At 65.9% G+C, this 11,646-nt stretch carries 10 protein-coding genes and 1 tRNA gene; 9 read left to right on the forward strand and 2 right to left on the reverse strand.

Going from position 1 to position 11,646, the window contains the following annotated elements:
* Positions 1-130 precede the first annotated feature (130 nt).
* From K3F48_RS22680 to K3F48_RS22695, 4 genes are all read left to right on the forward strand, one after another.
* Positions 131-397, forward strand: coding sequence for a GIY-YIG nuclease family protein (locus tag K3F48_RS22680; protein ID WP_255609651.1), 267 nt, complete (start codon positions 131-133; stop codon positions 395-397).
* A 197-nt stretch (positions 398-594) separates the two neighbouring features.
* Positions 595-1,083, forward strand: a complete 489-nt coding sequence (locus tag K3F48_RS22685; RefSeq protein WP_222577717.1) for a type II toxin-antitoxin system VapC family toxin — start codon at positions 595-597, stop codon at positions 1,081-1,083.
* Positions 1,084-1,242: 159 nt separating this feature from the next.
* Complete coding sequence (locus K3F48_RS22690; protein ID WP_370631479.1) at positions 1,243-1,836, forward strand: hypothetical protein; 594 nt, start codon at positions 1,243-1,245, stop codon at positions 1,834-1,836.
* A 10-nt stretch (positions 1,837-1,846) separates the two neighbouring features.
* On the forward strand, positions 1,847-2,560 hold the full coding sequence (locus K3F48_RS22695; RefSeq protein WP_222577718.1) for a cytidylyltransferase domain-containing protein: 714 nt from the start codon (positions 1,847-1,849) through the stop codon (positions 2,558-2,560).
* 35 nt (positions 2,561-2,595) lie between these two features.
* On the opposite strand, the gene K3F48_RS22700 is transcribed toward K3F48_RS22695, so the two are convergent.
* The gene (locus K3F48_RS22700) at positions 2,596-3,216 is read right to left on the reverse strand and encodes a LysE family translocator (RefSeq protein ID WP_222577719.1); all 621 of its coding nucleotides are present in this window, start codon (positions 3,214-3,216) and stop codon (positions 2,596-2,598) included.
* 183 nt (positions 3,217-3,399) lie between these two features.
* On the opposite strand from K3F48_RS22700, the gene K3F48_RS22705 reads away from it, so the two are divergent.
* The 5 genes from K3F48_RS22705 (at position 3,400) to K3F48_RS22720 (ending at position 7,337) form a co-directional block, all read left to right on the forward strand.
* On the forward strand, positions 3,400-4,767 hold the full coding sequence (locus tag K3F48_RS22705) for a cytochrome-c peroxidase (protein ID WP_222577720.1): 1,368 nt from the start codon (positions 3,400-3,402) through the stop codon (positions 4,765-4,767).
* A gap of 275 nt (positions 4,768-5,042) precedes the next feature.
* Positions 5,043-6,635 carry a peptide chain release factor 3 gene (locus tag K3F48_RS22710; RefSeq protein ID WP_222577721.1) on the forward strand — a complete coding sequence of 531 codons (1,593 nt, stop codon included), beginning with the start codon at positions 5,043-5,045 and terminating at the stop codon, positions 6,633-6,635.
* 39 nt (positions 6,636-6,674) lie between these two features.
* Positions 6,675-6,965: a DUF4180 domain-containing protein gene (locus K3F48_RS22715; RefSeq protein ID WP_370631480.1), complete on the forward strand. Its 291-nt coding sequence runs from the start codon at positions 6,675-6,677 to the stop codon at positions 6,963-6,965.
* Entirely contained in the window at positions 6,899-7,039 is a 141-nt protein-coding gene (locus tag K3F48_RS25070) for a DUF4180 domain-containing protein (RefSeq protein WP_370631481.1), read from the forward strand. The genes K3F48_RS22715 and K3F48_RS25070 overlap by 67 nt, the downstream gene beginning before the upstream one ends.
* Before the next feature lie 224 nt (positions 7,040-7,263).
* A tRNA-Gln gene (locus tag K3F48_RS22720) sits at positions 7,264-7,337 on the forward strand.
* Positions 7,338-7,584: 247 nt separating this feature from the next.
* Here K3F48_RS22720 and K3F48_RS22725 read toward each other — a convergent pair.
* On the reverse strand, positions 7,585-11,034 hold the full coding sequence (locus K3F48_RS22725) for a DEAD/DEAH box helicase family protein (protein WP_222577722.1): 3,450 nt from the start codon (positions 11,032-11,034) through the stop codon (positions 7,585-7,587).
* Positions 11,035-11,646 lie beyond the last annotated feature (612 nt).

An 11,646-nucleotide genomic window follows, 5' to 3' on the forward strand; every position in this document is an offset into this window, starting at 1 on the left:
CAAACTCAGGACCGGATTAGAATCAATGTCATGCGCTTGTACAACCAATTTTTGTGCCGGACAGCCGTGCGCTTGTCCCGGCCATCCACGCCTCGCAGACTGCGGCATGCGTGGAGGATGGGTCTACATCATGACCAACCGACCGAACGGCACGCTCTGCACTGGCGTGACGAGCGACCTCTCGCGCCGTGCCTTCGAGCATCGCGAAGGCCTCTACGAGGGTTTTACGAAGCGCTACGGATTGACGCGGCTCGTCTGGTACGAACGTTTCGACGATATCCGCGACGCGATTCAACGCGAGCGCAATATGAAGCACTGGCGTCGCGCGTGGAAGGCCAGGCTGATCCTCGACATGAATCCGGATTGGCGCGATCTCTATGAGGAGCTTGCCCGATAGGGCGGCAGCCGCGAGGCGTGGGGAAGGCCGTGACGCGCGCGTGGAAATGTGTGACGCTTGGAGCCTCGAGGCGGAGAGAGCGCGCTTCGACGCTGCTGCGGCGGCGTCGGTTGTCGTGCGTGGGCAGTTATGTGAAAACCGCGCGGAGGGGCGCGGTTGCCTATCGGGCCTTATGCTCGCACCGTCAAAGAGGATGTATGTCGGAAAAATATATGTTGGACTCGAATTTGTTTGATCGCCTGATCGACGGAAAAGTAGTGATTCCGCCGAATCGAGTGGTTCATTTGTTGGCCACGGGAGTCCAATTGGACGAACTTCGCAAGTGTCCTGACCTAGCGCGGCGTGAACAGCTTCTCGCTCTCTTCGATGAAATCATTCCTTCGCTGACGCCGACCTCGAGCTTTGCGTTTGACATCGCCGGGGCCGGTTGGGGTGAGGCGCCTTGGAACGACGGGAGCGGAAATTACGAGAAGATGCTGGCGCGACTGCAGAAGCTCGATGAGGAAAAAGGAAAAAAGCCGGGAGGAGATGGGCTGGGCCAACACCGGGACATCCTGATCGCCGAGACTGCGATAAAGAACCAAGCAACATTGGTAACAGATGACGGCCCTCTGCTCAAATTATTCGCGGAGTTTGGAGAGCGCGCTATAAACGCGAAGGCATTCAAAGCGCTCATCGAAGCATGATAGCGGCGTGCGGAAGTCAGGAGTTCCGCGCGGCCGCATCCGATTCGAATTTCCAACGGGTTGAGTCGTGGAGAAAGCGATCGAGGCTTCGTGCCGCCTGGGTCGGAAGCGTCTGGGACGCCGCCACCCCCATGGCGCATCGCTTGCTTCCCTCGCGTCATGACCCCCGCCCCCGCCGAGCCGACGCGCGTCCCCGTTCCCCCCGCCCTGAAGCGGTTCATCTGGGACATTCAATCCATGGTCGAGCTCGCCGACAGCGAGCGCGAAATCCTGCTCATCGGCCGCGATCTGATGACGCGGCTCGTCGCCGGCCACGATTGGCTCCCCGACGCCTTCGTCGCCGCGCCCCCCGGCGAGGCGCGGCAATATCAGCTCTATAGCGACGGCATGGAGCGCTTTTCCGTCGTCGCCTCGGTGATCCCGGCCGGCGCGGCGCTCGCCATCGAGCAGCCGGGCGTCTGGGAGATCGTCGGCGCGCTGCGCGGAGCGCCAGCGCGCAGCCTCGTCGGCGGGACGCCGCGCGAGCTGCCGCGAGGGGCCGTCGAAGCCTTTCGCTCGGCGGGAGACGCCGTCATCCGCCTCGCCGGCGCGGAGGCCGCCATCGCCGTACATGTCTATGGCGGGGAGATCGGCCGCCTCGTCCGCCGCTCCGTCGCGCCGAACGGCGAGGCCGGCGAGCCCATGGGCTACGCCAATGGCGAGGACGCTCCGCCCTACGACATTTTCACCATTCAGACCGAAATCCGCGATTGAGGCCGCGCCGATGAACGTCCTCGCCATCATCTCCGCCGTCATGATCCGCGACGGCCGCGAGACCGGCGCTCTGGCGCCGCTGGGCGGGGAGCCGCTGCTCGGCTTCCTGCTGCAGCGCGTCGCGCGCGCCGACAAGCTCGCGGCAATAGCGGTCGCCACCAGCGACGCGCCGGAGGACGAGCCGATCCGCGCCTTTTGCGCCGCGCGCGGCGTGACCTGTCAGACAGGGGACGCCGACGATCTCATCGGCCGCCTGCTCGCGGCGCTGCGCGCCGCCGGCGCCAAGGGCGGCGTGCTGATCGACGCGCGCAATCCGCTGATCGATCCGGCGCTGATTACCCAAGTCGCCGATCTGTTGCAGATGACCGATGGAATGCTCGACTGGATCGGCAACACGCTCGCGCCGACCTATCCGCGCGGCATGGAGATCGACGGCTTCACTCTGGCGGCGCTCGCCGAAGCCGAGGCGCGCTGCGGCGCGCCGGAGCAGCGCCGACGCGGACCGGCGTTTCTGCGCGAGAACAGCCGCATTTATCGCCCGCTCAGCCTGAAGGCCCCGCCGGAGGCGGCGCGCCCGGAGCTTCGGCTCGACGTCGAGAGCCCGGGCGATCTGCCGCGGATCGAGGCGATCCTCCGATGTGTCGGGGGCCGAACGGACTTCACCCTGGCGGAGCTGATCGCCGCGGCCGGCGCCGGGACCGCTTCGCGGTCCGACCCGCCTTGACGAGAGGGCGAAACGCCCGCCGCCCCGATCGCGGCTCACATCGCGCGGCGCAGTTCCACAATGCCGAAGGCCGCGAGCGCCGCTCCGGCGACGCGATCGATCCAAATCCGCAGCTTTCGGCCGATCGCGTGACGAAATGCGCCGGCGACCGTCACCAAGCCGCACCACCACAGAAACGAGCCGGTGAAGACGCCCGCGACCGTCGCCAGCGCGCCCGTCCATTCGAAGCCGCCGGTCGGCGCGAGAGCGGTGAAAACGGCCGCGAACATGACGATCGTCGGAGGATTGGCGAGGGTGAGCAGAGTCGACGTCCATAAAATACGCATCCCGCCCCGGGCTGCGCCGACCTCACGCGCGTCGTCGCCGGCGTGATGGGTCCGGAACGTCGTGAGACCGAGATAGACGAGGAACAGGCCCGCGGCTGCATGCAACGGCTTTTCGTAGGAGAGCGCGAAGCCGGAAACGCCGGAGAGGCCGAGCGCCGCGACGAGCGCATAGGTCGCATCGCCGAGCGCGACGCCGCCTCCCACCGCGAGACCATCCCGCCAGCCGCCGGCGAGCGTGCGCCGCATGCACAAAAGACTCATCGGGCCGACCGGCGCGGCGATCGCCACGCCGACACCGGCCGCCTGCAGAAACGACGTCGAGATCGACATATCGAGCCCCGCGGATAAAGAACGCCGATGGCCGTCGGAACTAATCCGAGGCCGACGCCTGCGCCATGCGACAGCATGGCGCAGCACGCAATACGTGTATAAGATCGAAAATACACGCATTTGAAAAAATGTGTCATGTTCGCCCCCGATGCTGGTCCTGCGACGGAAAAATGGGGGTCTTCGATGATGCAGAATAAGTACGGCGCATGGCGATTTGCGCCACTGGCGGCGGCCGCTCTGATCGCAGTCGTTCCCGGATCGGCGTCGGCGCAAGAGCGCAGGCCGGCGAGCCCGGCCCAATTCGAAGCGGCTCGCGCCGCATTTCTCGCCGATCTGCGCCGCGGCGCCAGCGCCCGCGAAGCGGCCGTGGATGCGAGGGGCGCGCTGGAGATCGGACTCGGCGCGCAGCTCTTTTCCGACAAAAACCTGTCTCTGCGGAGAAACCAGTCCTGCGCCAGCTGCCACCAGCCGACCCCGGCCCGCGATCCGAAGACCGGGAAGCCGCTCGCGGCGCCGGGCTTCGTCGACGCGGATAATGTCGAGCATGGGACCCCCGTGTCCGAGGGATCGGTTCTCGGACGCTTCGGCAGCCTCGAGGCGCCGAGCGACGCCTACGCCGCCTTCAGCCCGCCTTTTCATTGGGATTCCGAAGAAGAGGTCTATGTGGGCGGCCAGTTCTGGAACGGACGCTCGTCGACCCTCGCCGATCAGGCCGGCCAGCCCCTCCTCAATCCCGTCGAGATGGCCATGCCGAGCAAGGCCGCCGTCGTCGACCGTCTGAAGGCGAATGCGTCGTACCGCCAGCTGTTCTGGTTCGTCTACGGGCTGAAGATCGACCGATCGCTCTCGGCGACGGAGATCGAGGCCGTCTATGGCGCGATGACGCGGGCGATCGGCGCCTTCGAGCGCAGCCGGCCCTTCGCCAAGTTCAACTCCAAGTTCGATTATTTCATGATCGGCTCCACCAAGCTGACGGCGCAGGAGCTCCAGGGCCTCGAACTCTTCAACGGCAAGGCCCGATGCGGCGGCTGCCACATCAGCACGCCGACCAAGAGCGCCGACGGGACGTGGACGCCCGCGCTGTTCACCGATTTCACCTATGACAACATCGGCGTCCCGCGGAATCTCGATATCCCCGGCAATCCCGCCCCCGACAAGGGGCTCGGCGGACGACCCGACATCGCGGCCGCCGATCCGCAGGGGCGCGAGATCGGCAAGCAGAAGGTGATGCCGCTGCGCAACATCGCCGTCACGCCGCCCTATGCGCACAATGGCGTGTTCAAGACGCTGGAGCAGATCACCCATTTCTACAACACGCGCGACACGCTCGGGCATGTCGCGGACAATCGCAGCCCGCGCTTCGGCGTCACCGGCTGGCCGGCGCCGGAGATCCCGCAGAATGTCAATAAAAATGAGCTCGGAAACCTCCGCCTCACCGCTCGCGAGGAAGCCGCTCTCGTCGCCTTCATGAAGACGCTGACCGACGATTATCCGAGCTGGGGCCACGACCCCGAGGTTCCTCCGGGCTCGCCATCGCCCTATGGGCGGTGACGCCCCCGGCCTCGCGGCGGCCGCTTCGCCGCGGAGGCCGCGCCGGAAGAGGCGTTTCCACCTCCCCCTCGAGGGAGGAGGTCGAGCGCCGAAGCCGCTCGGGAGGGGGTGACCCGCCGAGTCTATCGAGCGGAACCCCACCCCGGCCGGCCCTACGCCCTTTCTGGCGTTCACCCGATTACCTGCCGGAGATCGACTTGCCGCTGGCCCTCCGCCGCGAATGATCCTAAAGGGGGCGTCTGCGACAATCGACCCCTCTCCTGCGAGCCTCCGCCTTGACCACGCCTCAGCCGAGCGATCCCATCTCGCGGCGGCGCACCTTCGCCATCATCTCCCATCCGGACGCCGGCAAGACCACGCTCACCGAGAAGCTGCTGCTGTTCGGCGGCGCGATCCAGCTCGCCGGCGCGGTGAAGGCCAAGCGCAACGCGCAGCAGACCCGCTCCGACTGGATGAGCATCGAGCGCGAGCGCGGCATTTCCGTCGTCACCTCGGTGATGACCTTCGAATATGGCGGCTGCGTCTTCAACCTGCTCGACACGCCGGGCCACGAAGACTTCTCCGAGGACACGTATCGCACGCTGTCGGCGGTGGACGCCGCGGTGATGGTGATCGACGCCGCCAAAGGCATCGAGGCGCGCACGCGAAAGCTGTTCGAGGTGTGCCGGCTGCGCGACATTCCGATCGTCACCTTCATCAACAAGCTCGACCGCGAGGGCCGCGACCCGTTCTCGCTGCTCGACGAGATCGAAAAGACGCTGGCGCTCGACACGGCGCCGATCACCTGGCCGATCGGCGCCGGCCGCAGCTTCGCCGGCACCTATCGCTTCGGCGCCAAGAGCGTGCGCAAGGTCGATTCCGACGCCGAGCCCATGCCGGTCAGCGGGCTCGACGATCCGGCGCTCGCCGCTCTGCTGCCCGCGCATGACGCTGACGCATGGCGGGAGGAGGCGATGCTCGCCGAGGAGGGCTGCAAGCCCTTCGAGCTTTCGGCCTTTCGCGAAGGGCATCTGACGCCGGTGTTCTTCGGCAGCGCGCTGCGCAATTTCGGCGTGCGCGATCTCATCGACGCGATGGCGCAATACGCCCCCTCCCCGCGCGGCCAGGAGGCCGACAAGCGCGCCGTCGCGCCGGCCGAGCCGAAGATGACCGGCTTCGTGTTCAAGATCCAAGCGAATATGGACCCGAACCATCGCGACCGCATCGCCTTCATGCGCGTCTGCTCGGGCAGGCTCACGCGCGGCATGAAGGCGAAGATCGTGCGCACGGGCAAGACCATCAGCCTCAATGCGCCGCAATTCTTCTTCGCCCGCGACCGCTCCATCGCCGATGAGGCCTATGCCGGCGATGTGGTCGGCATTCCCAATCACGGCATCTTGCGCATCGGCGACACGCTCACCGAAGGCGAGGACATCTCCTTCCGCGGCGTGCCGAGCTTCGCGCCGGAAATTTTGCGCCGCATCGTGATCTCCGACGCGATGAAGGCCAAGAAGCTGCGCGAGGCGCTGCGCCAGCTCGCCGAGGAGGGCGTGGTGCAGCTGTTCCTGCCCAATGACGGCTCGGGCGCGCTCGTCGGCGTCGTCGGCGCGCTGCAGCTCGACGTGCTGGCGACGCGGCTCGAGGCCGAATACGGCCTCGACGCGAAATACGAGACCTCGCGCTTCTCGCTGTGCCGCTGGATTGCCTCCGCCGATCCGACGGCGCTGAAGATTTTCATCGACACGCATGGCTCGTCCATGGCCGAGGATATAGACGGCGCGCCTGTGTTCATGTCGCCGAGCGAGTTCTCGCTGCGCTATGACGCCGAGCGCCACCCGGCGGTGGTCTTCTCCGATGTGAAGGATTATCAAAAGAGCGCGGCGGCGTGATCGGATCGAGGTCGTCGCGTTCGAGCGGAGGCGAGCGGCATGTGTGAGAGCACGTGCGACATTGGAAGCGTGAGGGCAATCGTCTTCGCCGAGCGCGGACCGCTTCTCGCGGCGGAGCGAGACGCGTCCGACTTCGTGAGCGCCGCGCTGGAGCGTGAAGCCGCGATCGCCGTGATTCCTGTCGCGCGTCTCGCAGAGGATTTTTTTCGCCTCGAAACCGGGCTGGCCGGAGCCGCAATTCAGAAGTTCGTCAATTATCGGCTATGCGTCGCGCTGCTCGGCGACGTCTCCGCGCCGGTCGCGCAGATCAGGCGTTCCGCGATTTCGTGATCGAAGCCAACCGCGGGCGGAGCGTGTGGTTCGTGGCCGACATCGCCGAATTGCAGCGGCGCCTGCGTCACTAAAAGTGAATGTGATAGCGCCCCCTCCCCCGCTTCGCGGGAGAGCCCTCGGGCCTTCAATTCGGATGATGCGGGCCATGAGCGCCGCTCGGCGAGGAGAAGCCCCGGAGCGCGCAGGGTCGTCGAAACGGACCGCGGCGCGCGCCGGCTGTCGAAGCCGAGTTGACACGATCCTCAGGGCTCATTACATCGTCCCGCACGCCGCGATTCCCGCGAGAGCGGGGCGTTGGGGGATAGTTCAACGGTAGAACAGCGGACTCTGACTCCGTTAATCTTGGTTCGAATCCAGGTCCCCCAGCCAATTGAAATTCCAGCGATTTCTAGCCCTGACGCCGCGGTGGAGCCGCGGTTTTCCCGCCGCGTCCTGTCGCAGTGACTACGATTGATTTCAAACGAGTTTTTTTGAGTGGCGGCGGCTTCACGCGACACGCGACGCAACCGCCCGACAGCCTGCCGCCGATGATGTTTCGCAATTCCAGCGGAAGATGAGCCAATGTGCTCAGATTCGGTTCGAGACGGCCGCGCATCGGCGTCGACCAAAGCTCCCTTCACGCCGCAGTGCGCTCGTCCATGCGCTGGAGGATGTCGACGAGGCGCAATACGTCGGCGGTCTCGAAGACGCCTTCCACGCCATTGCTGTCGAAATCCGTGAAAGGCGTCTCATAGAGCAGAGCGGGATCCATCGCGCCGCGCTCGGTCAAATGATCGATCACGAGGTTCAGGAATTCGTGCTGATCGGCCGTCAGCGCCCGCCCGTCCTCGAATTCCGAGAACAGCTTCTTCGCCGCCTCGCGGTCCAGGCCGACGAGCGAGCGAACGAAGCGCGCGAGACCGCCCTCTGATTGGATGAGGCCGAGGGAGGCGTCGTCTGCTCCGGATTCTTTGAAGATGCGCTCGAGCTCGGAAAGATCGGTCGCGGTCAGCGGCTCCGCGCGCTTGAGCTTGAGGACGGCGATATGGTTCTCGTGCGGGCGCAGGAACACGCGCGCCTTGCGGCGAAAGGCGTCCATATCCGTGCCGACCGGCAGGCCGCGCAGCTCCACCTCGGCGCCGCCGCCGCTGCGATCCTCGAAATCGGAATAGACGATCGGCCGCTTCTCGCGCTCGATCAGCTTTATGAGCGCGCGCAATCGCCGGCGCAGGCTCTCGAGCATGGGCAGCGTCACATCCTGCCAGAAGGCGTCGGTCTGCGCCTCCTCGATCAGCGCGATCTCCGCCGCGACCATCGGCACATTGGCGAGACCTTCGAGCAGCGAGGCCAGCTCGCGAATGCGCCCCGACAGACGAACGAAAGAGGGCTCCACGCGCAACAGCGCCAGCTCGGTCCGGAACAGCAGCAGGTCGAACTGCTTGGCGGAAAGATCGTCGTCGCCGATGGCGGAGGGGAGGCCGGCGACATGGTCGATCAATTCCGCGCGCGCGTCGGCGTCGAGCCGCGCCCAGGCGGCGTCCGCGGAAAATCTCTCGATCGCGCGCCGATGCGGGCGGACGAGGAAATTATCGAGGCTCATGCCGCCGATCTCCGCCCGCAGATCGCCGACGAGCGACGCGCGCAGCTCCGCGACGGCCGCGTCGCGATCGGCCTCCGATCCGCTCTCGCCGGCGTGCAGCACCGCCGGCGGCAATTGCGCATAATCGCCGGCCGGCGCCTGCGGCGCGGCGCCATCCAGCTCGCCGATGAGCTCCACGCGCGCAATGAAAAGGCGCTTGGCCAGCGACTCCCCCGCTTTGCCCTCGGCGACATCCGGATGCGCGTCGAAGAACTCGAAATTGCGGCACCAATCGAAGATGTAGAAGAACTCCTTGTCCTGCTTCTCGCCGAACAGATTTTCGCAAAGGCGCGTGCCGCGGCCGATCATCTGCCAGAATTTGGTCTTGGAGCGCACCGGCTTGAAGAAGACGAGATTGACGATCTCCTTCACATCTATGCCGGTGTCGAGCATGTCGATCGACACGGCGATATGCGGCGCCTTCTCCGCTTGCGAGAAATCGTCGATCAGCGTCTGCGCATAGGAGATCGAATGATCGATCACCCGCGCGAACTGGCCGGCGAGATGCGGATAATGCGCGTCGAAGCGTTCGGCGATGAATTTGGCGTGATCGCGGTTCTTTGCAAAAATGATCGTCTTGCCGAGCCGGTCGCCGTCCGCGACCTTCAGCCCGTTCTGCATCAGATGTTCGAGCACGCGGTCGACAGTGTCGGCGTTGAACAGCCATTTGTTGATCGCCGGCGCCTCCACGACGCCGGGAACGGCGCCGTCCTCCTCCCATTCGAGCGCGTCCCATTTCTCCTTGTCGTCGTCGGAGAGCGCATCATAGCGAATGCCGCTGTCCAGAAAATCCGTGGTCAACGACACGGCGCGCGGCGGCGCGAGAAAGCCGTCGCGCACCGCCTCGTCCAGACTATAGGCGTCGGTCGGCACGCCGGTCTGGAGATCGAACAGCCGATAAGTGTCGCGGTCGACCTCGCCCTTCGGCGTCGCCGTCAGCCCCACCAGCAGGCTGTCGAAATAATCGAAGATCGCCTTGTATTTGCGATAGACGGAGCGATGCGCCTCGTCGATGACGATGAGATCGAAATGGCCGACGCCGAAGCGCCGCCCTTCCGCGCCCGCATCGTCGATCAGCCGCATCATGGTCGGATAGGTCGAGACATAGACGCGGCCTTCCTGCGTCTTGTCGTCGAGCAGATTGACCGTCGCAGCGCCCGGCAGATGTTCCTTGAAGGCGTTCGCCGCCTGCCGCACCAGCGCGGTGCGATCGGCGAGGAACAGCACGCGCTTCACCCAATTGGCGCGCATCAGCAGATCGCAGAGCGCGATGACCGTGCGCGTCTTGCCGGCGCCGGTGGCGATCACCAGCAGCGCCTTGCGCGCATGGTCGCGCTCGAAAGCCTCCGTCACGCGGCGAATGGCGCGCTGCTGATAGGCGCGATCGACAATTTGCTTGTCGATATTCTCCGGCGCGAGCGTCTTGCGCGTCTCGCGCCGCTGCAGCATCAGCTCCAGCTCGTCACGCTTCAGAAAGCCCTGGATCGGGCGCGGCGGATGACGCGCATCGTCCCAGATCCAATGCTCATAGCCATTGGTGTAAAATATCACCGGCCGCCGGCCATATCGCGCCTCGAGGCAGTCGGCATAGAGCTTGGCCTGCTGCTGGCCTTCGCGCGCGTCCTTGCGCGTGCGCTTGGCCTCGATTAACGCCAGCGGCCGTCCGTCGGCGCCGGGCAGCACATAATCGACGAAGCCGATCCCGCTGGCGTTCGGCATGCCGCGCACTTCCACCTCGGCGACATCCGGCGCCTTGGGGTCGAAGCCGGCCTCGCGCAGCAGCAGATCGATGAAGAGATCGCGGGTCTCGCTCTCGCGATAGTCATGCGTATCCGGCCGCGCCTCATTCGCCGCCTTCACTCGAGCGATCTCGGCGCGCAGCGCGGCGATCTCGGCCTCGAGAGCGGCGTTGCCCTCCTCGCTCGCGGCGCGGGCGGCTTCGGCGGCCTCGCGCGCTTCGACAGTCGCCTTGAAGCGCCGCGCGATCTCCTGCAATTGCGCCAGCGTCGTCTGCTGGACCTGCGCGAGCTTGGGCAGCGCGTCGAGGCTGAAGGGCGCGTCCGGCGGCGTCACGCTCTTGGCGTAGGTGCGGACAAGCCAATAGGAGAGATCGTAGAATTCGCGCAGCGCATTGGCCGCCTCGACCGCCGAGACCGGCTTGCCATGGGCGGCGGCGTTGCCGACATCCTTGACGAAGCGCGCCTTGATGCAGAGCGTGCGGCCGAGCAGCGTCTGGAAGCTCGGCGCCGCTATGAGGGCGGCGAGCGTGCGCTCATAGGGGCTGCGCAGCGTGCCGTCATGGCGATAGAGCCATTCGACGGCGGTCTCCAGCGCCAGCCGGCAATAAAAGGCGGCACCGCGCGAATCGCTGCGGGCCAGCGCCTCGGCGCGCGCGGCGTGGGCGAAGACATCGGGAAATTCGGTCTGCAGGAATGAGAATTGGGACATGGGGGGCATTCGACGCCATTGTTGCGCCTATGTCCAGAGCGCCCAGGGCTCCGAATGCGGATTGACGAGCCGACCTGCTTCCAGCGTCATGGCCGCGCTTGTCGCGGGGCCGCGCGCCCGGAGATGAGGCGATGAGGTGAAGGATAAAAATCCGCAACCCTCGTCCTGAGGAGCCGCCGCAGGCGGCGTCTCGAAGGACGGTCACGGGAGAAACCTCAGGAATCTCGCTGTGGCCGTCCTTCGAGACGCCCGCTTCGCGGGCTCCTCTGGACGAGGGCCTCTTGACAATATAAGGACAATAGTCCTATACATCCGCCGCTCCCGTCCAGAATGGGGCGCTCCAAGGGGAAGGGGCGCGGGCGGGGGACGGCGGCCGAATGTAGGGACCTGCCCCGGTCCCGGCAGGGCTGGCCAGCCGCCGGATCGGCTCTCGGGCCGATCCGTGATCCAGGGACGGCCGGACAAAGTCGATCGGGCGGGGGGAGGCATTCCCTCGAGCGCGGCTCCGGCCAGGGGTGAAGCCCCAAAACATCCGAGGTCGTGTCCCCACCGGTGGTGTAGCAGTTCGGGAGCAAGCCGCTCGCGACGCGCGCTTTTCATAGCGCCGTAGCG

The sequence above is a fragment of the Methylosinus sp. Sm6 genome, assembly GCF_019802345.1.
Classification (GTDB): domain Bacteria; phylum Pseudomonadota; class Alphaproteobacteria; order Rhizobiales; family Beijerinckiaceae; genus Methylosinus.